At 45.3% G+C, this 24,732-nt stretch carries 20 protein-coding genes; 9 read left to right on the top strand and 11 right to left on the bottom strand.

Going from position 1 to position 24,732, the window contains the following annotated elements; genetic code table 11:
- Nucleotides 1-8 precede the first annotated feature (8 nt).
- Together A3860_RS31820 and A3860_RS31815 are read right to left on the bottom strand one after the other, a co-directional pair.
- Nucleotides 9-932: a methionyl-tRNA formyltransferase gene (locus A3860_RS31820; protein WP_158085428.1), complete on the bottom strand. Its 924-nt coding sequence runs from the start codon at nt 930-932 to the stop codon at nt 9-11.
- Between the two features lie 74 nt (nt 933-1,006).
- Complete coding sequence (locus A3860_RS31815) at nt 1,007-1,546, bottom strand: phage tail protein (RefSeq protein WP_081154430.1); 540 nt, start codon at nt 1,544-1,546, stop codon at nt 1,007-1,009.
- A 211-nt stretch (nt 1,547-1,757) separates the two neighbouring features.
- On the opposite strand from A3860_RS31815, the gene A3860_RS31810 reads away from it, so the two are divergent.
- The 5 genes from A3860_RS31810 to A3860_RS31790 all read left to right on the top strand — a co-directional run bounded on the left by A3860_RS31810 (nt 1,758) and on the right by A3860_RS31790 (nt 9,877).
- On the top strand, nt 1,758-2,270 hold the full coding sequence (locus A3860_RS31810) for a YybH family protein (RefSeq protein ID WP_081154428.1): 513 nt from the start codon (nt 1,758-1,760) through the stop codon (nt 2,268-2,270).
- 227 nt (nt 2,271-2,497) lie between these two features.
- Nucleotides 2,498-3,061 (top strand): RNA polymerase sigma-70 factor, encoded by a 564-nt coding sequence (locus A3860_RS31805; RefSeq protein WP_081154425.1) that lies wholly within the window; start codon nt 2,498-2,500, stop codon nt 3,059-3,061.
- A 99-nt stretch (nt 3,062-3,160) separates the two neighbouring features.
- Nucleotides 3,161-4,234 (top strand): FecR family protein, encoded by a 1,074-nt coding sequence (locus A3860_RS31800; RefSeq protein WP_081154423.1) that lies wholly within the window; start codon nt 3,161-3,163, stop codon nt 4,232-4,234.
- A 147-nt stretch (nt 4,235-4,381) separates the two neighbouring features.
- Nucleotides 4,382-7,921, top strand: a complete 3,540-nt coding sequence (locus tag A3860_RS31795; protein WP_081154420.1) for a SusC/RagA family TonB-linked outer membrane protein — start codon at nt 4,382-4,384, stop codon at nt 7,919-7,921.
- A gap of 78 nt (nt 7,922-7,999) precedes the next feature.
- Nucleotides 8,000-9,877, top strand: coding sequence for a RagB/SusD family nutrient uptake outer membrane protein (locus A3860_RS31790; RefSeq protein WP_081154418.1), 1,878 nt, complete (start codon nt 8,000-8,002; stop codon nt 9,875-9,877).
- Between the two features lie 30 nt (nt 9,878-9,907).
- Here A3860_RS31790 and A3860_RS31785 read toward each other — a convergent pair whose 3' ends face one another.
- From A3860_RS31785 to A3860_RS31770, 4 genes are all read right to left on the bottom strand, one after another.
- On the bottom strand, nt 9,908-10,417 hold the full coding sequence (locus tag A3860_RS31785; protein WP_081154415.1) for an anthrone oxygenase family protein: 510 nt from the start codon (nt 10,415-10,417) through the stop codon (nt 9,908-9,910).
- 11 nt (nt 10,418-10,428) lie between these two features.
- Entirely contained in the window at nt 10,429-11,409 is a 981-nt protein-coding gene (locus A3860_RS31780) for a c-type cytochrome (protein ID WP_081154412.1), read from the bottom strand.
- A gap of 133 nt (nt 11,410-11,542) precedes the next feature.
- On the bottom strand, nt 11,543-12,238 hold the full coding sequence (locus tag A3860_RS31775) for a response regulator transcription factor (RefSeq protein ID WP_081154410.1): 696 nt from the start codon (nt 12,236-12,238) through the stop codon (nt 11,543-11,545).
- Nucleotides 12,228-13,679, bottom strand: a complete 1,452-nt coding sequence (locus A3860_RS31770; protein ID WP_081154407.1) for a sensor histidine kinase — start codon at nt 13,677-13,679, stop codon at nt 12,228-12,230. The genes A3860_RS31775 and A3860_RS31770 overlap by 11 nt, the downstream gene beginning before the upstream one ends.
- A gap of 111 nt (nt 13,680-13,790) precedes the next feature.
- Between A3860_RS31770 and A3860_RS31765 the strand changes: the two genes are divergently transcribed.
- The gene (locus tag A3860_RS31765) at nt 13,791-14,510 is read left to right on the top strand and encodes a basic secretory protein-like protein (RefSeq protein ID WP_081154404.1); all 720 of its coding nucleotides are present in this window, start codon (nt 13,791-13,793) and stop codon (nt 14,508-14,510) included.
- A gap of 189 nt (nt 14,511-14,699) precedes the next feature.
- Here the strand turns inward: A3860_RS31765 and A3860_RS31760 are convergent, their stop codons facing one another.
- The gene (locus tag A3860_RS31760) at nt 14,700-14,921 is read right to left on the bottom strand and encodes a hypothetical protein (RefSeq protein WP_081154402.1); all 222 of its coding nucleotides are present in this window, start codon (nt 14,919-14,921) and stop codon (nt 14,700-14,702) included.
- A gap of 234 nt (nt 14,922-15,155) precedes the next feature.
- Here A3860_RS31760 and A3860_RS31755 point away from each other — a divergent pair, with 234 nt between their 5' ends.
- The 3 genes from A3860_RS31755 to A3860_RS31745 are packed head-to-tail and all read left to right on the top strand — an operon-like array spanning nt 15,156 to nt 21,126.
- Nucleotides 15,156-18,242 (top strand): SusC/RagA family TonB-linked outer membrane protein, encoded by a 3,087-nt coding sequence (locus A3860_RS31755; RefSeq protein WP_081154399.1) that lies wholly within the window; start codon nt 15,156-15,158, stop codon nt 18,240-18,242.
- An 18-nt stretch (nt 18,243-18,260) separates the two neighbouring features.
- Nucleotides 18,261-20,114 carry a RagB/SusD family nutrient uptake outer membrane protein gene (locus tag A3860_RS31750; RefSeq protein WP_216823556.1) on the top strand — a complete coding sequence of 618 codons (1,854 nt, stop codon included), beginning with the start codon at nt 18,261-18,263 and terminating at the stop codon, nt 20,112-20,114.
- A gap of 40 nt (nt 20,115-20,154) precedes the next feature.
- Nucleotides 20,155-21,126: a BT_3987 domain-containing protein gene (locus A3860_RS31745; RefSeq protein ID WP_081154396.1), complete on the top strand. Its 972-nt coding sequence runs from the start codon at nt 20,155-20,157 to the stop codon at nt 21,124-21,126.
- Between the two features lie 174 nt (nt 21,127-21,300).
- On the opposite strand, the gene A3860_RS31740 is transcribed toward A3860_RS31745, so the two are convergent.
- The 4 genes from A3860_RS31740 to A3860_RS31720 form a co-directional block, all read right to left on the bottom strand.
- On the bottom strand, nt 21,301-21,720 hold the full coding sequence (locus A3860_RS31740) for a hypothetical protein (protein ID WP_143774364.1): 420 nt from the start codon (nt 21,718-21,720) through the stop codon (nt 21,301-21,303).
- Nucleotides 21,721-22,342: 622 nt separating this feature from the next.
- Nucleotides 22,343-22,759 carry a hypothetical protein gene (locus A3860_RS31730; RefSeq protein WP_143774363.1) on the bottom strand — a complete coding sequence of 139 codons (417 nt, stop codon included), beginning with the start codon at nt 22,757-22,759 and terminating at the stop codon, nt 22,343-22,345.
- A gap of 139 nt (nt 22,760-22,898) precedes the next feature.
- Nucleotides 22,899-23,672 (bottom strand): hypothetical protein, encoded by a 774-nt coding sequence (locus A3860_RS31725; protein ID WP_081154384.1) that lies wholly within the window; start codon nt 23,670-23,672, stop codon nt 22,899-22,901.
- 269 nt (nt 23,673-23,941) lie between these two features.
- The gene (locus A3860_RS31720) at nt 23,942-24,526 is read right to left on the bottom strand and encodes a hypothetical protein (protein WP_081154381.1); all 585 of its coding nucleotides are present in this window, start codon (nt 24,524-24,526) and stop codon (nt 23,942-23,944) included.
- Nucleotides 24,527-24,732 lie beyond the last annotated feature (206 nt).

Raw genomic sequence — 24,732 nt, 5'->3', positions numbered from 1 at the left:
CCGACGTTTTATTTAAATGACTGGCCCTTTATAAAGCCAAAGTTCGCTGCAAACCGACCGGGTAGTAGTATTCCGTTAAGGGTGAGGGAATGAATGTGTAAAGCTTCTTTATTGATACATGAAACCAGGAAAGAACCGGAAGTATCGAGAATGGTTCCCGGGGAATAAGTGGTGTTTCCGTTGAACGAACTACATTCAGCATCGCTGATCCGGATCTCAAAACCATTATAAATGGTGATGGCGCCATTGTTCCAGGGATTGCAGGCCTTTATAAGATCACAGATTGCTGCTGCACGCATCGCATTCCAGTCAATGCAAACCAACTGTGCATTGGGCCTGCCGAAATAAGCCGCCTTTTGTTCGTCCTGTGGTGTAAGTGTGATAGATCGTCCCTGCTTTTTTAATTGCAATACGTAATGTATGCCTTCTACAAGGTAATTGCTCATCAGCTGGTGAACATAACCATAGCTGAAGAAGGGTTCATTGGGATATTCTTTTTTCCAGGCTATGCCGCCGGCATCCAGTTTTTCGGTAACGCAATGAATGGTGATTGCCAGTGAGGGCGCGCCATTTTTTAATTGCCAGAATACAGGGTTGGGTCCCCTGTACTCTGGCAAATGGCCAAAATGCACATTATACAGATCGGGCATAACGGTAGTAAACCGGTTAATGCGAATGATCTCGTTATAACCAATTACGAAAATGATAGCAGGTTGTTGTTTGTTCACCCAATCGTACAACGACTGGCCGCTGCTCTTTTCATGCCCGTCCGACCGGTCATCCCCGCCTGAATGAATCATTCGGGCAGGCGGGCGGGACGTACAGGAAATACCGGCCCCTGTACAAAAAGATGCAATGGCACCTTTATCATTAACCGCCTGCTCTGCGGAAAAGACAATAACATCTTCCCCCGCAGCATGCAGGTAATTCAAAAGCGGTAAACAAAGTATAGAATTAGAGACAATGCCCGTTCTCATACTACGTACAGGCCCAAATCAGGAGATCCTTAATTGCGGGATGGATAAATACCCTGCGTACAAATAATGTAATTCAAACATAAGGAAGGTTGACGGTTTTCATGTGGCTGGCTGCCGCCTGCAACCCCAATAGAGTTAACAGCCAATGTAGCACCCGTTCCTCCATTATAGGTATTTACGGGTATTTGGTCGGCGCCGAATTGAGCATTTGCATTTGCCAAAAAATTGTTACTGGCAGTGCCAGTATCTGCGTCACCAGCGCTTACCTGAACAAGGTGGTTGTGAGCTGGCATTTCAGTCGAGATCAATGTAACGTTTTCAACACCTTGCGCCTCACCCAGTACCCAGTCACTTAAACCAGGCCCCTGCCCGTTCCCAACAGCTACACGACCACGAAGATCGGGTAAAGCAAAAGTAGTTTGACCGTTACCCCCATACGTTGTACCAAGAATAGAGAACAAAGCAGTATTCTGTGCAATGGGTAAAATCTGGCCCTGACATAAGAGCCAGCCACGGGGAGCGAAATTTCCGGCAAATAAAACAACCTGACCAATAAATGGAGTGTCCATGAGTGGTAGTTTAATGGTGAGAAAATGGTACTTTAAAATTAGGACAATTTAATATTCGAAGTACAGTCAGAAAATTGACAATGATCATGTTTTCACGTATCTGTTAGTGTTTGAACTACAAAAACAACAGGCAATGTTGATTAAAATCAAGATCATAATAACGAACAACTTTTGGCATCAAAAGCATCTACCTTAGTATAAAACCATCAACATGAAAAAGTATGTTTCCTTATTATTGATAACAGGAGCCACCCTGTTCTTTATGTCGTGTCAGCAGGCTGCCACCGAAAAGAAGGAAGCCAGCACCAGCGATACTACTGCCGCAGCGCCTCCTTTTGATCTCGCCAAAGCAAGGTCCTGGATTGAAGCCGATAATGCAAAATTTGTGGAAGAAGCAAAAAAGGGCGATTCCAATGCGCTGGCAGCCCATTATGCATCCGACGCCTGGCTTATGTTCGATAACAGCGAACCATTTAAGGGTACCAACGCCATCGCATCAGGCTGGGGTGGCGCCATAAGAATGGGAATGAAAGATGTAAAAGTTACCACTGTTGAGGTAGTTGGCAATGCTGACCTGCTGGCTGAAACCGGTATGTATGAAATGTATGGTACAGGCAATAAATTAATGGATAAAGGCAAATACGTGGTGGTATGGAAACCGGAGGGCGGCGGCTGGAAGATCTATCGTGATATCGGGAATAGTAACATGGCGATGAAGAAGTAAAAGAAAGAAGATTGCTGATTTTGAGATCTGGAGATTTTGAGATTTCATTTTGGCTCTGCCTTCTGATAAATCTCAAAATCTCTATATCCCGCAATCTAAAAATATCTTTCTTCCTGCATCCTCCTACGCCCACCACTTCTCAATTAATTTTAGCAAAATCGGTTTTTTTATGGCAAAAAACCCATACTTTCAAAGTAAAATAGCTCAAAACCCTTTCCTTTCCATGTATGCTTGCCAGCGCCGGGTCACATAAAGAAAATGATCTCTCCCTTCAACGGGATGGCATGGCTGCATTTGAAGCGTTGTATAAAAAATATTGGTACCAATTATATTGTGTTGCCTTTAAATATACCACCAGTGCCCCCGATGCCGAGGAACTGGTGCAGAACCTCTTCGAAAAAATATGGCGGAACCGCGCCAGCCTGCAGGTAAAGAACTGGGGCGCCTTTCTCACGGTTTCCTTACGAAATATGGTCATCGATTTTCTGCGGCAACAGGCCGTTAAAGATAAATTCCTGCAAAACTATAAACCGGCCGCCGCCATCAATGCACTCGAAGATGAGCTGAACCAGGAGCAACTGCTGGTGCTTATCGAAAATCACCTGCACGAGCTGCCCGAAAAAACCCAGACCATTTTTAAATTAAGCCGCTATGAACACAAATCGGTAAAAGAGATCGCCGGTCATATGCAGCTCACCGAAAAAGCGGTTGAATACCACATTACAAAATCACTCAAGCTGCTTCGCCAGCATTTGCGCAATTACCTGAACACTTATTTTACCTTATTATAGCCTAACTGCGAACCAGCTACGCAACCGTTTGTCTAAAATAATCCTGCTCTCTTTTTTAGGGACCGGCAACCAAATTCCGTCATATAATAAAGACCATCCTTGAGCCAGTCGAATTTTGATCGCTTATTGCAGAAGTATGTTGCCGGCGAATGCACCGACGAAGAAGAAAAGCTTGTACTGGAATGGTATGAATCAATGATCAGGAACAGTGACCTGCATTTATCCGATGCAGATAAATCACTGATTGAAGAAAGGCTCTGGCATACCATTCAAATGAATGTACAGGTTGAAACAACAGCTGCGCAACCGGCCATTATAAAGCCAATCACGGCCCGCACGTGGATCCGCATAGCCGCAGTGGCGGCAGCGGTAACAGTGGTTGCCACCGCCATTATATTGTTGCGGTATGCCCCCCGCCACACGCATCCGTTGGCCATTGTTGAAATACAACCCGGATATGATAGTGCTGTTAACGAAACGAATGGCGAAAAAAGCGTGCAACTGGCCGACAGTACCCTCATAACCCTGCAACCGGGCGCCACCGTGTATTATCCGCCGGTGTTTACCGGCGCCACCCGCGAAGTGCATTTGCATGGAAGCGCATTTTTTAAAGTGTACCATAATCCGGATAAACACTTCAAAGTGCACCTGAACGATGGCTTAACAACCGAAGTACTGGGCACCAGCTTTCAGATAAAACAACACAAAACAGATCGTAATATAGAAGTGGCGGTTGTTACCGGCAGCGTGCTGGTATACCAGCAACAGGGTCAGGAGGTAAATGCCGATACCAAAACAGGCGTGGTGCTCACCCGCAATAAGAAAGTAACGTATAATGCCGCCTCGAACCAGTTGATAACCGGTATTGTGGATGATCCGCAACCGCTGTCGAAAACAAAAGCGCCATCCGGTTCAGGCAACCGGCAAACCGGCGAACCCTTCAATTTTGAAGAAGCCCCGCTTGGGAATGTTTTGCAAATGCTCAGCGATGCGTATGGCATTCTTATTACAGTTGAGAACGAGGAATTAGCCGGCCGCCATTTTACGGGCAACCTTTCAACGTATAGCTTATTTACCCAGCTGGAATACATCTGTAAATCAACACAAACTATATACGAGATAAACGGCTCACAAATAATCATAAAAGAAACCAGAACAGGAGACAATCCATAAACTGTATTTCATCATTTAAAAACTGTTAAACCGGTAATACCGGGCCTCCGCGGTATGTGTTGGCTGTATTATGCGGCGGGGCCTGCTATTGCCTGTACAAAACCCGGCTACTGCGAACCAATTTATTGATTTGAAAAATTCTTCACAATGAGAAAAGAACGATTGCATTTTTTGATCGTTGCCCGCCTCCTTTTGTGGCAACTGGCGTTCATCATTACCTGCAGCAATACTGTGCAGGCCAATGCCCAGAACGTGCTCGACAAAAAGATCAACATCAGCATGGACCAGGTGGAAGTTAAAAAAGTGTTGCGCGAAATTCAGCGCCAAACCGGCGTTTCATTTATTTACAGCAGCGACATCATTAACCTGAACAAAAAAGTTTCGTTCAGGCTGGTGAACAAAAAGCTCGCCGAACTTTTCAACAATGTGCTTTCACCCATTGGCATTTTATTCAGCGTTATCGACGAAAAACAGATCCTGCTTTTCAACGCGCCATCTGTTCAAAAAAAAACAATTGAACAGGCCGCAGCCTGGGAGGCCACACCGCCGCCGTTAACCGTGAACGGCCAGGTACTGAACGATAAAGGATCGCCCCTGCCCGGTGTATCGGTAATGGTACGGGGCGCTGCCACCGGCACTACCACCGATCGCGAAGGCCGGTTTTCACTGAACGTTCCTTATGCCGAAGCAACCCTCGTATTTTCATTTATCGGTTACCAGTCGCAGGAAATAGCCCTGCAGGGCCGCAGCACCATGGCCATCACACTAAAAGAAGATGCGCAGAATTTGAAAGATGTGGTGGTAGTAGGGTACGGCACGCAAAAAAAGGTAACGGTGACCGGCGCTGTAGCAGCCATCTCCTCACGCGAATTACAACAAAGCCCAACTGCTAATTTAACCAATGCACTGGCTGGCCGGTTACCCGGGTTGAACGTGAACCAGTTTTCGGGGGGTGAACCGGGTGTCGACATCAGCGATCTCTACATCCGTGGCATTGGCACCTATGGCAATGCCAAACCCATCGTTATTGTAGATGGGGTAGAACGCTCGCTAAACTATTTAAGCGCCGATGAAATTGAAAGCTTCACCATACTCAAAGACGCATCGGCCACTGCCGTATTTGGCGTACGCGGCGCCAATGGCGTTATCGTCATTACTACCAAACGGGGAAAAGCCTCAGAAAAAGCCACGCTGAATTTCAAGATCTCCGATGGTATCAATACACCCATTCACTTTCCTGAATACCTGGGTTCGGCCGATTATGCCATGCTGTTCAACGAAGCCAAGATCAACGATAACCCCGGCGTATCGCCCGGCACCCTGAACCTGTTCACCAGCGAGCAGATCGATAATTACCGCAAAGCCAAAGGCGACAATTCAGACGGCCTTGGTTATAACCAAAATTATTTCGACTACGCCTTTAAACCCGGTTTTCAACAGGATTACAGTTTAACCATACAGGGTGGCAGCAATAAAGCCCGGTATTTTATCATGGGCAATTATTTTCAGCAGAACGGGAATTACAAACATACCATTAACGATGCCTATAAAACACAGGCCATATTCAAACGGTATAATTTCAGATCGAATATCGATGTGGATATCACGGGTTCCCTGTATGCCACCCTTATACTCGGCGCCCGCATTACCGACCGCAATGCGCCGGGCACTACCGCCAACCGGGTCATTGAAATTGCCAACACCCAGCCGCCTATTTACCCCATTGTGCTGGAAAGCAACGACAACCCCGGCAACCGCACCTACAATGTAAATTTTCCCAATGGCATGCTGTTCGGCACGCAAACCTACCGGTTCAATATGCTGGGTGAATTATCAAAAACCGGTTACCTCGATCAGCGCGATAATTACCTCGATGGGTCGTTTATCATGGGGTACAAACTCGACGCCCTTACCAAAGGCTTAAAGCTCGAAGGCATGTTTTCATACGACCGCCAGGGCGGCTACTGGATCACGCGTTCGGTGCCTACCGAATCACAAGGCTATCGCGTATATCCCGGCTATGCTACATTTTACCCCACTGATGGCGTGGATGTATATATGAAACCCGGCCATTACACCGGCCTGTACAGCAGTCCGCGCCGCACTACCGATAACACGCTCGGCAATAGTTATTCGCGCGACGATGATGTTGGCCGCACTTATTATCAGCTCAAACTCGATTATATACGCTCGTTCGGCAAACACAATGTAACGGGTTTGATCCTTGCCAACCGTTCTATCCGCATAAAAAATAATGAAGTACCATTCTGTTACCAGGGAATTTCGGGCCGTGTAACCTATAACTACGACCAACGTTACCTGGTTGAATTCAATATGGGCTTTAATGGTTCTGAAAACTTTGCCCCCGGCCGCCGCTATGGAAAATTCCCTGCCGCTTCATTAGGCTGGGTGGTCAGTAATGAAAAATTCATGCAATCGACGCAGGGCTGGCTCGATATGTTCAAGCTGAGAGGCTCCTATGGTTTGGTGGGCAACGACCAGGCCGGCAGCGACCCCAGTGCTAACCGTTTCGGTTATCTGCAATTTTACAACAACTCAGGCGATGCCTATAATTTCGGTACCCAAAATAACCAGAACCCCGGCGGTATTCGTCCGGGCCGGCTGGCCAATCCCCAGCTTACCTGGGAAAAAGCGCGCAAGATCAATGTGGGCATTGATATGGAATTCCTGCATAGAAGACTGGCCATTACCGTTGATCTATTCCATGAGCACCGGTACGATATCATTACCGACCTCAGCGGGGCCGACAAACAGGGCTTTCCTTCACTCGTAGGCACCAGTGCGCCTTTATTGAACGTGGGTATTGTAAATAACCAGGGACTTGATTTCGAAATTTCGTGGAGCGATAAAATAGGCAGCAACTTTACGTATTCCATCCGCCCCAACTTCTCGTACGCCCGCAACAAGATCAAATACCAGCGGGAAGTGCTGCGAACCTATGCCTGGCAATATCGCACAGGCCTGCCTGTGGGGCAGCCATTTGTATATATTTTCGATGGGCTCATCAACAGCCAGAAAGAAGCGGATGACCTGAATAAAATGAACAACGGTACCGGTTTTCAAAAATGGGGAACCGTAATGCCCGGTGATGCAAAGTATGTTGATATTGATGGCGACGGACAGATCACCGACCTCAACGACCGGATCTCTAAAGGATATCCGCGGGTGCCTGAAATTCAATATGGCATTCCCATCAGCTGCCGGTACAAATCGTTCGATCTCAGCATCCTGTTCCAGGGCGCAACACATACGTCCCTATTGCTGGGCGGCCCCGCCACCTATGATTTTCCTATTTATCAAAATGATGAAGTAGGAAAAGTAAAACCCATGCACCTGCAACGCTGGACGCCGCAAACCGCCGCCACCGCTACCTACCCCGCCCTGCATTACGGCAAATACGACAACAACAAACAATATTACAGCAGCCTGTTCCTGTACAATGCCCAATACCTGCGGCTTAAAAATTTTGAAGTGGGTTATTACTTACCTAATAAGTGGATGAAGCTGGCCGGCCTGCAACGCACGCGCGTATACATACAGGGGATGAATATGATAACCTTCGACAGGTTGAAAACGGTAGATGTAGACCCCGAAACCAATGATGCCAATGGCAACTGGTACCCGATCATGAAAGTAGTGAATTTCGGCATTGATATTACGCTGTAAAACAGTTACCAGTTACCGGTTTCCAGTTCCCGGGTAACCGGTAACCGGCAACCGGTAACCAAACACAAAGTTTCATTTATGAAAAAATCAACCTTACTAATATATATACTGATAATAACAGCCTTGCTCTCCTGCAAGAAAGATTTTCTCAACCGCAAACCCGATGACCAAATGACCGAACAGCAGGTGTTCAGTGATTATGAAAAAGTGAATAAGCTGATCACCGACCTGTATGGCGATCTGCATTCCCGTTCGCGCGGACTGGCCTTTCTACAACACTTTTCATTAAGCGCCATTACCGATGAATGCCGCGGATCAACCGTTGAGAACGGACAGTCGCGCGCTTTCAATACCGGTGGGTGGAACACCAGCGACCAACCCGGCAGCGGCTACAAATGGGCCGATATTTATTCCACCCTTCGCATCGCCAACCAGATACTTACCGGGGTGAGAATATACAAAACACCCGACAACCCGCTTAATAAAGGCGATCTGGATATACGCATGGGTGAAACGTATTTTATGCGGGCCTATTATCATTACCTGGCGGCCCGGTTGTATGGCGAAATACCATATATCGATTACCTGATAGACCCCAATGGCGATATGGCCATAAAACAGGAAACCTTTCATACCATAGTAGAAAAGATCAGCGCCGATTGCGACTCGGCCATCGCGCTGTTGCCCGTTAACCAAACCGATCCGCAATTTGCCCGGGCCGAAAAAGGAACGGCCCTCGCCTTAAAAGCCATTGTACGCTGGATGGCCGCTACCCCACTCTACAATGGCGGTGCATTGCCCAATGATACACGTATAGGAAAAGCCAGTTACAGCACCCGCGATAACAAACGCTGGGAAGCAGCCCGTGATGCCGCCAAAGCGGTGCTTGACCTGAAATCGGAAAACGGCCAGCCCCGCTACAGCCTGTATACCGGTTACGGAAGCAACGATTTTGTATCGGGCAGTAACAACAAGGTGTACTCGCGTTTGTACCAGTTGTTCTATGATTTCAATGCGTTTAAAACGGAAGGCATATTCATGAACATGAACGACAAATACGAAGCCTGGCAGGGCGACAACTATCCACCCTCAGAAGGCGGGGGCAGCCGCCAGCAACCGGTACAGGAACAGGTTGATGAATACGAATATATTGCGCCAGACGGCTTTGGCTATCCCGTATACGATGCCCGTGCGGTGGCAGATGGCTACGATGATGCTAACCCCTACGAGAGCGTAAAACGCGATCCGCGCTTTTACCGCGATATCATTTACAACGGCGCCACCTTTCGCAATTCGGTAAAGAATACCGCCACCGGTTCCGACAAAATAGGCGCTACCAACTCAACCACCACCGGTTATTTTCTACGCAAGTTTTACCGGGAAGATTACCGGCCGGGTAATGGTGTTAGCTTCCAGATCCATTACCCGCTCATTCGATTGCCCGAGATCATGCTTATTTATGCAGAAGCGCTCAATGAGACCGGCGGCTCTGCCGATGCAATCATGACCATACTAAACACCATCAGGCAGCGCTCATTTATGGTACCGGTTCCCCCCTCGGTAAAAGGCGATAAAACAAAAACGAACGAATATATTCAGCGGGAGCGCCGGGTTGAATTCTTTTATGAGAACAAGCGCTGGTTCACTTCCCGTTTATATCTGGAACCCAGTAGCGCCACCGAACTGGCAAGGGAGCAAAGCTGGCAATCGGCCGGCGGCGATAACGATACCCGTTCCCAAAAATTCTGGCCCTATCCCAAATGCCAGCGCATGGTGAATGGGATGAAACCCGTTGAAGATGCCAATGGAAAAATAACTATCGGTGGCAAAAAGTACAACATGCAACGGTTCTTTGTGGCCACCTGGGTATTTGTATCGCCCACGCATTTTTTCTTTCCCGTTAATCAGGATGAACTCATCAAAGACCCGGCCTTACAACAGGCGCCGGGTTGGTAATAAGCAATGAAAAATAAATGTCAGAAACACTTAAGCGGGCCTTAGTGTTTCTGACTTTATTATACAGGCCAGCAACACCAGTATCAGCGCAATGGCATTGGCCAGGGTTCGAATGGTGTGCAACGCATTCCAGGGCTTTTCGAACAATTCACGTTGCTGATGCAGCGTTTCGGGTGATACCGATTGAATTTGAAATGCATCCAGCGCATTGTTCAATGGAACATTACCCATAATGGTTACTCCAAACGTTCCCACTGCATAAATCAGCGTGGCAGCCAGTAAAAGATAAAAACGAACCGAGGAACCCTGGCCATATTGCAACCAGGTGCTCAGCGGCAACAATAGCAGGGTGCCCATGAAGCTCATAAAGAACAGGGGATTCAGTATTTCCCTGTTTATCGATTGCATGGCAGCGAGATAGCCGGCATCGGGTAAACGGCCCAGTCCCCAGTTTACAGAACAGGAATAAGAATAAAATAATCCGGCAATAAGTGCTGTAGTGAAAGCGGCTGCAAGTAATGCGATGTTGGCGAAAGTCATAAGTGGTAGTTTTATTTTGATTGTAAATATTTTTTGATCAGGGCGAGGGCTTCTTCATCAACGATGGTGGTGCCAATGCGCGGCATCCGCCCTTTTTCCATCATATTGATGACCTGTTTTTTTCTGGCTTCTATGCGTGTACCGGCCAGCGGTATTTCCCAGGCAAAGCGCAGGGTTGAACGGGCGCAGGAACCGGCATCACTGTGGCAATGCGCACAATTTACATCGAGGTAGGCCCGTACTCTTTCCTGTATAGGGATGTTTTCATTTTGCCAGCCGGGCAGGTGGGTAAACCGGTCAATAGTAACCGCATTCATGATACCCACATTTTGTAAGTATTGTAATTGATTTATGGTGGTATTGTTCCGTACAACCTCCCGGTTCAGGTTCCTGATCTTTATGCCAATTGGCATAAGGGAATTACTGGCATTGTGGCAACTGGCGCAATCTTTTGTTGCCGGTACCTGGTAAGCAATCGTTCTGTTGTTTGCCTGTTCATCGATCCAGCTTACTGCCGTTTTTAACCCGCCTGTTGTAAGCCCGGCATCGGTTTGTTCCTTATTCCATACATAGGTGCCGGCCATCCACTGGCCGTTGTTTTTGATCAGCAGCCGGGTTTCAATAAGGCGTTTGCCTGCTGCTGCATTTCGTTTATCATTAAAATAATAAAAGGTCTTTACCAGCATGGTACCATCAGGGAATTGCGGCAATCCATCATGCATAGCGGTGATGGCAGTACCGGCCGGCACTTTAATGAGCCGTTGTTTTTCGGCATAATCGGTAAAGAGGCCGGTGGCCAGTTCATACAGTTGGAAACCATTGCCGGGTGTAAGCGCTACCGGGTCGCCGGTGAAAATATTATAATCTGAAATTTTTGGAAGCAACAGGCCGGCATAGCGGTTTGTTGAATGGCCATAAGCAGCGCGAGTCAGGTGGGTAGCCGCTACCAGGGCAACCATGAATAAGGAAACAACAGTGATGATCCGGTTCATAATAAAGGCGATTATTTATGAACCCAAAATTATTCAGGCAGAAAGGGGAAAAATAGAAGAAAACCGACACAGTATGTATGATCATTCTATGATCACAAAGCCGGTGCGTTCGGGATGCCCCCACCATAAATGCCTACTCCTTCACCCGGAAGATAAACCCTACGCCATACACATTTTCGATGCTCACACAGTCGGAGTGGTGAAGGTGTTTTCGAAGGCGGGAAATAAAAACGTCGAGGCTGCGGCCGAGAAAATAATCGTTCTTTCCCCATAGTTGTATGAGAATGTCTTCGCGCCGCAGGATCCTGTTCTCCTGCCCAAAGAGATACAACAGCAGCTCCGCTTCCCGGGGCGTAAGCACGATCTCATTACCATTTTTGATAAACAGCCCCAGTGAATCTTTGTTAAATTCCACGTCGCCGCGAACGATCACCGGCCGCTGCGGCATTTCGGCGCCGGCACAGCGCCGGATGATATTCTTTATTCGAAGCACCAGCTCATCTACATCGAAAGGTTTTGAAATATAATCGTCTGCGCCAATTTTCAGGCCGTAGAGGCGGTCAGCCTTTTCATTGCGGGCCGTTAGAAAAAGAAAAGGAATACGAAGCCCTGATACAACGATGCGGTTGGCCAACTCAAAACCATCCATCACGGGCATAGAAACGTCGATAACGGCTAATTGATAAGCGCTCCGTTCATTTTGCAACTGGTCGAGCGCCACCTTGCCATTCTGCGCCCAGCTTACCTCGAAGCCAACGATCTCGAGGTACTGCTTAACCACATTTCCCAGATCGATCTCGTCTTCAACCAACAGTATCTTAGCCTTCATAGGAAGTATTTTTATTCTGATAAGGTATACTGATAGTAAACACGCTCCCCTCGCCTTCCACGCTCCTGATGTCAATCTTCCATCGATGCGAATTGATCGCCTTGTTAACGTAAAACAACCCCAATCCCAATCCCTTCACCCGGCTGCGGGTCTCGCTCATACCGCGGTAAAACTTGTCGAAAATATGCTTGCGCATTTCTTTTGTCATCCCAATGCCATTGTCTGCTATCGCAATATGCAGGGCCCTGCGGTCGCTGAACGTGGTAACCACGATCTCCTTATTTTCCCTGGCGTTGTATTTGACGGCATTGTCAAAAATATTCAAAATTATGGTTGTAAACCAGAACGGGTCAAGAAGAACTACATCCCGTGTGGCATTTTTTTGCAGGGTGAGGGTAACGTTCGATTCGGTTGCATTGAGCCGGTAATCGAGCAGCAGTTCGTCGAGCAGGTGGTGCACCGGTCTCTTTTCCAACTGCAGCGAAAGTTTGTTCATCGTTGTTATCTCCAACGTTTGGCCAATCAACGTTTTCAACCGTTCAGCCTGACGCTTCACCACTTCGGTAAGGGGCAGCAGGCTTTCCCTGTTTGTTATGATCGTTTCATTCTGCATAGTCCTGTTGGCTACAATAATGGCCGATAACGGTGTATGGAATTCGTGCGTAATGCTGTTGATGAAGTCAGATTTCATCTCAGACAGTTTTTTTTGCTTTATCCAGTTGCGGAAGGTAACAAAATACAGGAGCACCACGCCGCCAACCGACAAAAGCGATAACAGGAAGGTAGGCATCATTTGCCCCAGGATCGTTTGTTTGCGGTTGTAAGTATCTATGTACAGGCTGAACGAGATGCGGTAGGTGTGATCCATGCTGCTGCTGACCATTAGATTTTGTGCCATGGTATTCGCTTCCAGGTTTTCCAGCGTGCCACCTATCCGTATCCCCGCTTTCGTTTGTATTTGCGGATCAATAAAAGGATAGCTGCCATTCTGCTGGTAAAGCGGGATATACCGGTCGCGCTGAAAAGCTATTTCCACCGATTCAATGGTAGAAGCATAGCGGATCTTTCTGTCGAGCCCGTTGCGTTTCATAATAGCCAGCAGCAGGCTGTCGAGATTATTTGCTTTGCGCAGATCGCGAAACGCGCTGTCACAAACCTGTTGACCAAGCCGGCTGAACGCCGCCCGGTCGTGGTTGTATAACTCCTCCAGTTGTTGCATATGCCCTATCAGGTATTTGTCTAATATCGCTCCGCCGCCGGGAAAAACCTTGTCGTTCCTGATGGCAGCCAGGTATTCCTTCGTGATGGTGCTCTTTTCTGCAAAGAAATAATGATCGTTTTTCAATTCATAGGTATTGTAGAGCAGGAAGAATTGTACATACGAGAGTATTAGCAGGCTGGCAACGGCTATGATCGTATGAAGGGTAGTCGAATATTTCAAGCTGCTATGTTTTGGTTATGATTTAATTTCCGTTAACACTTCGTTTAATGTTCGTTGACAACATCCCGGAAGAGTGGTAAATACCTTCACGGGATCATATAACTTTTATCAATGAAAGCAATTTTAATAGTTCTGTTGGCTGCCGCACTGGCGGTTGGGTTCACACAGCCGGCACGCATTTCGGGCCTGCTAGTGACCAGCTACGGGGCACCGGGCGCAGACACCATTACCCGTGAAGGCTACACGCTCCTGTTCTATAACCTGCATCCCGGCTTCGATACCAGTACCCGCCGCCGGCTGATCGACGCTTTCTTCCAGGTTTACCCCATTGAGGTTCGCCGCTTCAATGCAAAGGCAGCCCGGAAAGTGATATTCACCATCGATCCTAACTACGACGGGGTTGCCGAAACCAGCGGCAACAGGGTACGCATAAGCCCCCTGTGGCTAAAAGCGCACCCCGAAGACATCGATGTAGTGACCCATGAAGCCATGCACATTGTTCAAAACTATACGCACCCTGTGCCCGGATGGCTCACAGAAGGCATTGCCGACTATGCCCGCTACACATATGGCATCAACAATCACAATGGCAACTGGTGGCTTCCCGACTTCAGTGCCGGCCAGCATTACACCAATGCCTATCGCGTAACGGCACGCTTCTTTGTTTGGCTCGAAAAGAACCAACACTCCGGCATCATAGACAGTCTGGATAAGGCAGCCCGCGCGGGAGAATATACCCCTCAAATATGGACCAAACTAACTGGTAAAACGGTTGACGGCTTGTGGCAGGATTATAGTGCGCATCCGCAACTTGAACTCACTTACCGCTAATCAACTGTTTCAGCATACATTCAAGAGGGCTGGTTCTACCGGCCCTTGTACGTATGTGCATCGATACCAGGTAAGCAACATGCTGCCACAACGGAAAGTAAACCCGGGTTTACACGTTCAATGCGGGCATAATTCTTTGTGTGATTTGTATAGCTAAACTAAATTAGCCCGTTGGGGTTTTGCAACCTGTCAATAAAGATCAAATGGATTGTTAATGAAAATTAAACCGGCGCCTGCCGGTACCTTTTGAGGGTCGATAGAATTTTTTACCAGCTTACGCTGATTATGTACTTCATAAAATCCTGATAGTATATCGCCGAACTTCTTCCCTACAGCAATCGCTGTGCCTGTAAAAAAGATACCTGCGCATACCACAATCCCTACTATAAGTATCAAAGTTGATCTTCTCATTGCAGTGCATTTAGTATTTCGTATAGCCAACTGGTTTTGCTAAAAACTTCCGGCACTAGATTACTGAAATTTCATGAAATATCATAGTGAATGTTAATATATAAAATACGAAGCACGCTCAGCTATAGGGCATCCCGTTTAATTTCCGTTAACATTCCGTTTCAGTTCCATTAACTATTTCACCACTGCTAACTCTCTAATATTGTTATCTAACCAAAACTTAAAACGAAAGCTATGCCCAGAAACTTTCTGCTTAGAGTTCTGTCTGCGTTCTTATTGACAATTCTCATTTCAAACGGTGCTTTTTCACAATCACTCATTACCGTTACAGGAGTTGTAAAAGACAAGATGGACAAACCCATTCCTGGCGTATCTGTTGTAATACAGAATAAAAGCACAACGGGAACTACCACCAATAACGAGGGCGAATTTAAACTACAGGTAAGCGGCACAGATGTACTTGTTTTTACGCATACTGGTTATATTGAAATGATACGGCCGGTTAACAATACGCTGGTATTGGAAGTGATCATGGATGCCAAAGCTGGCAGTCTTGAAGATGTGATTGTTTCCAGTTACGGCGGTAAACAAAAAAAGATCAGTGTTGTAGGGGCGCAGTCAACCATCAGCGCAAAAGAACTGGAACACCCGGTAGCCAATCTTAGCACCATGCTGGCCGGGCGGGTGGCAGGTGTAGTGGGCGTACAGCGCTCTGGATTACCCGGCAGTAACTCCGCCGATATATGGATAAGAGGAATTCAAACATTTGGCGGAAGCCCCAGCGGTGCACTGGTCATCATCGATGGTGTACAGGGCAGGGACTTAAACAGCGTTGACCCCGAAGACATCGAGTCTTTCACCATTTTAAAAGACGCGTCTTCCACCGCTGTATATGGTTCCCTGGGCGCCAATGGGGTAATTCTCATCAACACAAAAAAAGGCAAAGCGGGTAAGGTAAAACTGATGATGAATTATAACCACGGAACCACCTCTTTTACCAAAGTGCCTGAAATGGCCGACGCCAAAACGTATATGGAACTGAAAAATGAGGCACTGGTTGCTTCAGGCCAGGCCCCGCAGTTTACCCAGGAATATATAGACAGTACACTTTCCGGAAAAGCTAATCCTTACAGGTTTCCGAATGTAAACTGGATGGACTTATTGTTCAAAAAATACTCGTTCAACAAACGCCTCAACGTAAGCGCCACCGGTGGTAATGAAAATACAAAATACTATACCTCTGTGGCCTATTATGATGAAACGTCGCTGTTGAAAACCGATCCTAATGTTGATTACGACGCCACTACCCTCTTCAGAAGGTTTAACTATACGTCGAATATCGATATGAACCTGACCAAAACAACCAAATTCAGCTTATATCTAAACGGTTATATTACCAATTTCGTTGAGCCTGGCTGGGGCGCCACACAGGCCTTTGCCCAGGCGCAGAATGCCAGTCCTGTTTTTTACCCACCTATGTACCCCGGTAACCTTGTTTCGGGTATAGGTTATGGTTCCACTCCTTCGCCCAATCCCTGGGCGGCCGTAACACAAACGGGTTATATTAAAAGATTTACCTCAAAAATTAACAGCAGCATTTTTCTCACCCAGGATTTGAGTTTTATCACCAAAGGCCTTAATGCAAGAGGTATGTATTCTTATGATCTGTATAATGAATCCTATGAACGCAGAATAAGGAGCAGAAGTATTTACTATTTAAACCAGGCAAATCCTTACAAACCCGATGGCAGCCTGAACCTTGAACAAATGATCGCAGGATCCGACGAGTTAGGCTTCGCCACTGCCAATGGTGGAACCCGTCAGTTTACAATGGAGGGACAGGTTTCATACGACCGCTACTTTGGAGATCATCATATTTACTCTACAGTCGTTTACAACCAGTTGAGCCAGTTATATCCTTTTAACGGTACCTTAAGCACTTACATCCCGTTTCGCCAGCAAAACGTAGCAGGCAAGATCACTTATTCATACAATGACAAATACTTTACAGAAATAACCGCCGGTTATAACGGTTCCGAAAACTATGCGCCCGCTAACCGGTTTGGCTTCTTTCCCTCCATTGGGGTGGGTTGGATTGTTTCAAAAGAAAAGTTTTTTGAACCACTGTCAAACATTTTCCAATATTTTAAGATCCGCTACTCCAATGGTATAGCAGGTGCGCCGGGAACCGGTTTACGTTTCGGTTTTTTAACACTTGTTACAAACGGCGCCCGTGGAATTACATTCGGCCGGCCAGGTGCCAGCAATGGTATTTCAGGCGTGAACATTTCACAATACGGCGCCGACGTAAAATGGGCTACTGCCCATACGCAAGATCTGGGCATCGAGTTTAATGTATTGAAAAATAAACTATCATTTGTGCTCGATTACTTCCGGTCACATCGCACGGGGGTATTTTTAACCAGGGCCGACTTTCCCGACTACGCCGGGTTACAGTATAATCCCGTTGGCAACTACGGCATCCTTGATGCAGCCGGGTTCGATGGAACGGTAGAGTTACAGCCCATTTCATTATCAAAAAAAGTAAGCATTTCTTTCAGGGGAAACTTCACTTACAACACAGATATATTGCGCGAGAACAGGCAGGCTCCTTTTGCCGATCCCTACCAGGAAAGAAGGGGGCATAACCTGCTGGCCAGTTACGGTTATATAGCTGAAAAGATCTTCCAAAGCCAGAAAGAAATTGATAACAGCCCTTCACAGATTGCATTGGGTAATCCCAGGGTTGGTGATCTGAAATATAAGGACCTCAACGGTGATGGTGTTATTGATATTTATGACCAAACAAAGATCAGCCGTTGGGATGTGCCCAATTTCGTTTATGGTTTTGGCACCAACATTAACGTTGGCAGGTTTTACCTCAGTGTGTTTTTCCAGGGAATATCAGGTGCGTCGAGGTTAATGTCGGGTAATGCGGCAATGCCTTTCAGTGGTGGCGGTAATGACGGTAACATTTTTATGATCTCAACCAACAGGTGGACAGAAGAAAATAAAGCGGAGCATCCTTATTTCCCCCGCCTCGGCTGGGGCACCACAGCCACATCGAATAATACCGTGGCCAGTACCTGGTGGGTAAAGGACATTGGCTTCATTCGTTTAAAAACGGTTGATCTCGGCTATAACATTCCAAAAGAACCTTTCAAAAAAATTGGCTTAACAAGCGCCAGGGTATATTTCTCAGGGGTGAATTTACTCTACTGGAGCAAGTTTAAATTATGGGATCCTGAACTGAATACGGCAAATGGCGATACCTACCCCAACACCCGTAATATGTCTATAGGGTTGCAGGCTAATTTTTAATCCTTAATTATCGATACAATGACAAACAATATATCCAAAATAATAGTTGTGTTCTTCGCCCTGGTGACGATGGCCTCCTGTAAAAAATTTCTTAACCAGATACCCGATAACCTTTTAAAAGAAGAAGACATCTTTAAAACTTATAACAATACCAACGGCTATCTGGCACAGGTATATGCCAATATTCCTGATGAATTCAGCAGTCGTTTTGCCCCCGGGGGTAGTTATGCAGGGCCGTGGACCGGCGCTTCAGATGAAGCTAACTACTGGTCGCTAAACTGGGTAATGTCCAATGCACTTAATCAAAGCACCTGGGATAATAATATAGGCGGTACTTATTGGACAAATTTTTATAAACCGGTAAGAACGGCTACTGATTTTATTTCAAAGATCGATGCAGCAACGGCTCCCGATTTAACCGACCTGCAGAAAATGCGCTTCAAAGCGGAGGCACGTGCATTGAGAGCTATTTTTTATTACTGGATGATGCGGCTGTACGGGCCGGTGATCATAACAGAAAATGTAGTGCCCGTTGAAGGTACCGGCGATGCCATATTTTTCCCCCGTACTTCTTTCGACAGTTGTGTAGCGTACGTTACGCGTGAGCTGGACCAGGCTTATACTGAGTTGAAAACTTCTGAAACATTGGGGCAAAACCAACCTGCCAACCTGCCTTTGAATAATGAATGGGGCCGCATAACCACCGGTGTTTGTAAAGCATATAAAGCGCAGGTATTATTAATGTCGGCCAGCCCATTATTCAATGGCAATAAAGATTACGCTTCTTTAAAGAACAAGGACGGGTTGCAATTGATCAGCCAAACGTATGATGCCAATAAATGGAAACTGGCCACAGCAGCTTACAGGGAATTCCTGAATGAATTTGTGCCGGGTACATACAAGCTTTATACCGAAAATGATACCGACCCGTTTATAGCCGCCTACAAAAGCTGTAAAAACGTGATGTTGAACGACTGGAACCCGGAGTGGATATGGGGGAAAGCCATGTGTGGAGGCGCCGGCGACTACTGGTACGACATTACACCAAAACTGGTAGGTTATAATAACACGGTAGGAAAAGGCGCAGGTTTTCTTTCAGTGAACCAAAGCATGGTAGATGCTTATGAAATGAATAACGGATTAGCGATATCGGACGCCCTTTCGGGTTACCAGTCATCAGGATTCTCCAATTTCAGGGCGCCTTATGATGTCAAAGACCGGTCTACATTTAATCAATGGGTTAACCGCGAAGCAAGATTTTATGTGGGTGTAAGCTATAACCGTTGTTACTGGCAAAACCAGGGTAGCAGCCCCAATGAAGTGGTGCCGGTTTTTGAGCTGAGCGGCAATTCGGGCCGAACCCAAAGCACATGGGATGTTTCATCGACCGGGTATATCGTAAGAAAGCAGCTTGCCAACAGCAACCAGTCGAGAGGCTGGGTATATATTAGGCTGGCTCAAATGTACCTCGACTATGCAGAGGCATTAAATGAATCAAGCCCCGGTGATCCCGACATTCTAAAAGCGGTAAACGGGATAAGAGAACGTGCCGGGCTTCCGCAATATGGCGCCGGTACAAATCCATTGCCCGTTCCCATTGGCCAGGATGCAGTACGCAATATTATCTGGCACGAACGCCAGGTGGAACTGGCATTTGAAAATGTTCGCTACTTTGACCTGCGCCGCTGGAAGATCGCTGCCGAAACAATGGGCGCTGATGTATATGGTATGAACATTTTTGCCGATGGAGCAGGCTTTTATGAAAAAACGCTGGTGCAAAAAAGAAGGTTCTTACCCAGAGATTATTTGTGGCCTATCCCCAACAACGAAATATTAAAAGACAAATACCTGGTTCAAAACCCTGGCTGGTAATAAACAGCTAACACCCCTTTAAAAACAAAAAACAGCTTATATGTTCATCCGATTCAATATAAATAAACAGCCACAGCCAGTTTCAGCACTGCTACTTTTGTTATCTGTGGTAATTCTATTTACTGCCTGCCTCAAAGAAGCAGATCTGTACACCATCAAAGAAGGTGTATGCTATATGCCGCAGGCATACCAGGATAAAAATAAAGTACGGCCGCTGGTTAAAGTCGATTCTGTTCAGGAAACGGTATTCGGATTTTATTATACTTCCTATAATGGAGCGCCTTCAGACATTACCGGCAATTTTGCCGTTGATACTTCACTCGTAAAAAAATACAATGAGGATAATGCCTTTACGGGCAACGTTTACCAGGTGCTGCCGAAAAGCGCCTATACCCTTTCGGGCACTACGACCACAGTAAAAGGCGGGGGCTCCTCGTCAGAGCCGCTTACATTGGCCATTAATCCCAAAAATCTGACGTTGGGGGTAAGATATATGTTGCCAATAAAACTGGTGAGTGTGTCATCGGGAAGAATTGACAGTAATCTTTCAGTTACTTATTTCAGAATTGATGAAATCAATGTAAGGTCAAGAGATGTTACAAAAGGCGGAACGATTACAGGAAATTATACCAATTCTCCCGGTGCTGAGCAACTACCCAATTTGGTTGACAGTAATTTCTCATCAAAATACCTGGCGTTTAATTACAACACTGATCTTTATGTGCAGTTGGCATATCCATCCTCAAGGAAAATAGATGCGTATACCATTACTTCAGGTAATGACGCGCCGGATCGCGATCCGAAAGAGTTTAACCTGCAAGGCTCCAATGATGGAACAACGTGGACAACCATTGACAGCAGAAGCAATGAAACTTTCCCCGGCAGAAATTTAACCCGTACGTTCAATTTGGCTACAGAAGCCAATTATTCTTATTACAGACTGAATATTACTTCCATAAGCGGCGCCAGCCTTATACAGGTTTCAGAGTGGCGGTTATTGGATTATTATTGAGCGTATAGAATCTATTTAATATGGCCCTGCCTTAAAAATAAGCAGGGCTATATTTTTGGTTACTGCTTTTAAAATACAGGAGAGTGTAATGAAAATAATATATGCTCGCACGATTAAATAATTGCATTTAGGAGTAAGTGGGTGAAAATAATGCACCGGGTTTCCTGCCTGCTATCAATTTTTCCTGAAAACCATAATTGGTCTGTCGGGAAGAAATAGTTTCAGGTATTGTTTGTCGAGGTCTGCGATGTACCCTTCCAGGCCATTTATTTTTAAATAAGTGTCATTTTCAGAGAGTAAGAAAGTGCCTGAAGCTACCACCTGCCGTTTATTATTTTGAAGCGCAGTAACCTTATACTTTCCATCATCCGTAAAGATCAGCAACATTCCTGCGTTCATGCTGGCGGCCTTGGCAGACTCTTTTTTTTCTTTCGCCGACATGTCTTTCGGATATTCCAGATTGTAATACATCCAGCTACCCACCAGTTTTTTCCTGACGTTTGTTTCCTGGGCAGATAAGGTGTTTATTAAAAAGACAAAGAAAAATAAGAGGAGGCATATTCTAATAACGCAATGGAATCCTTTTCTATGCATGGTGCTGAATTTATGCCCGAAATTAAATGAATTTGCATTCCTGTTTGAGGTGCAAAACAAAATAAAATCCACCATTACTGATGGATCTTTCGTTGTGGGGGTTAACGGGCCCGAACCGCCGACCCACCCGAATGTAAGCCGGGATGCGCTGAGCCAACCAAGCCAAACTCCCGGGAATAAAAAAAGGCATCCGAACATCAGGGACCTTTTCCCTGGTGGGAAACTGCCAACGAATTGTAGCACCATATGAAGATTTTCTTCCAACGAGCATATCATCTTAAGCCATTGACTGGCAATAATTTGTTTAGAACCAGGCAGGCGGGTCAATTTTAAAAACATGATAGTCTTGGATGTATGACGGGCGGAACAGGCATTCATTTGTATACAATCCTGGGATTAAGGAATATTGGGAGTTAGAATCCAGTCCGCCCGACTAAAAAATGAACCCCTTCAGATCGTTGGAAATGAAGGGGTTTTAATTTGAATAATTTTGAATCCATCCGTAATAAATCAGTCATTGATCTCAATTTGAATACGTTAGAGAAAGTTCGAATCCAATTGAAGTCAATCCCGCTTCTATCCAACCGTATCTTTTATACTGTTATTAGAAATGCAGAAGTATTTACTCTGTTTCCCACTTTATACAAATTGCCAAAGGGCGGTTCACTTCTGCTGCTACCACTTTACCACCACACATACCGGGTACCCATTTGGGCATTTTTTTAATGAATTCCAAGGCATCTTTTTCTAGGGCATTGAGCTGTGTTGTATCATTTTTACCATCAATACAAGGGGCTATTATCTGTCCATAAGTTTCAACAATAAATTTCATCTTGGGCATTGGCAACGAGGTTACATCAACAAGTGTATCTACGGAAATCCTTAGGTTTTTATTTAAAAAACGAACATAAGCTGCAGATCCGCCCGGAAATTCCGGCTCAATTTCCAAAGTTGTATAAATGTTCTTTTTTAGCAACTTGCTGTAATAGTATTGGCAACCTGCTTCATTACCATTAGCCGGTGATCGATTGCCAGCCATCAAGCACAATATAAATAATAACAAATTCGTAAACATATTTACTCCTTATTCAAAAATGTTGTTACCCGATTGCCAACTTTTACTAATAGATATCTTCTTTGAGCTATTTATCATTTTTGCTTCTACCATGATGTTATTGTTATTTCAAATAAACGAATGCCGTTATCGTTGATGAAACATTTTGCTTTTTTATTGTGGCCGGTATCCACTTTGTTCCTTTGATAATTGGTTCATAAATATTTTTAAAATGCTTTTGAAATTGAAGATTTTTGTCGTTATCAAACACAAATGAAAATTGTTGAATTTCTGCATTGCCTTGCTTGTCAATTAATAGATTAAGATTTACAAAACCAAGTTTGTCGTTTGGTGTTTTTCTTATGTACCCTTCAGGATATGTCACTTTACTGTCGAAGGCTATTTGTAGACCGGGGTTAAAGTTTCTGTTATCATCACTACTGTCACCCGGAAACACTGGATCGGTATCACAGTCATGGTAGTTGAAGACTTTATTGGGATTTTTTGAAACAAAGATACTATCAGCTTTATACATGATAGAATCAATAAAATGATTTCCAAACCTCCTTAAAATTACTTCGTTCATGTAGTCGCCATAGCATCCCTGTGTTTGTCCTTCATAAACCACATCAGACGTCATAACATTTCTGTATCCGATTCCCAATAATGTCAAAATAGAATCGATTTCTTCTTCGCATCTCACGGGCTCGTATAAAAGACTTCCTGTGTGATAACAAAATGAAAGTTCACCTTTGCTTATATCTTCTTTGGCTCTTTTTACTGCTTTTATACAAGTGGTATCGGTTGAGGAAATATTATCAAACTTGCTTTTTTTGTCAGAATTCGTGCAACTCCCAAATGCTAAAATGCAGAATCCAGCAAAGAATATCTGTCGCATTTAAAATTTATAATAGGATGCAAATTCGGCAAGAGTCCATAAAATAGAAGCCCACGTCCGACGAAAATTCCTTGAGCACTACAAGTAAAATCGAACTTAACAATACAAAGAAGTATGCTTTTCAGTTTGTTTGTTCCGGTTTTGTCATCCCCAATTCAGGTTGTTTAAAGATTAATCATAATATCCTGCTGGCCATGAAAAACTGCGGATGCTGGCAGGATTTTTAAAAATAAAAGCACCGGTATCAATACTGACAGGCGTCATGTATTCTATTTTGAATTTCCCCACATATATTTTTCTTTAAACAGTTTCCAACTGCTGTTTTCTTTTTTATAGATTTTAAGCGCCCCCGTACTCTCTGAACGGTTACTTGTATATTCCACAAAGAGAACACAGGACATTTTGTCTTTGCTAAACACCGGCCAGGAAATTAAAGTGTAACCCAATCCATATTTCTTATGGAACACATCCCACGCGTTCACTGCGTCTACCGCCCGGACACTGAAAATTCTGTTAAAATCCTTTTCATCCATAAAATTCGCTGCTGCTATATAAGATGAATTAAAAGTGCAGGATTGAAAGTGCTGTAGTTGAAATTTAAAAAATGAAATGTCCAGTTCAGTAAAGACGGAATCTATTATTTCAAACTGAGGTAGGTCAGTAATCCATGTAGGGCGTTGTGCAACGTTTATAAATCTAAGTTTTTTTATAAAGGAATCGCTCTGATAAAAACTGTTCAGGAAGTTTGCCATTTCCTGTTTAGTTATGGTCGGGAAACGTTCGTTCTGTGCAAACATCTCTTTAGAAAGTAACACAAACATCAGCAGTGTTAAATTGCGGACAAAATGACGCATAACCATATATTTTAGACTCGTGCAAGGTATAATTCCGCTTTGACAATAGCAAGCTGATTCGTCATGGTTCTCCGGAAATTTGTAAGGGCTAATAAGGTTATCTTACATTAAGTCTGATTGCTGTTTTCGAGATTTAATATATACGTAAGCTGCTGAATTTCATGTAAATTCTTTATTAGCAGGTTCCGGGTAGAGCGGTTCGTTGC

This window comes from Niastella vici (genome assembly GCF_002077945.1).
Lineage (GTDB): Bacteria > Bacteroidota > Bacteroidia > Chitinophagales > Chitinophagaceae > Niastella > Niastella vici.
This window is presented reverse-complemented; position numbering and strand designations above follow the sequence as displayed.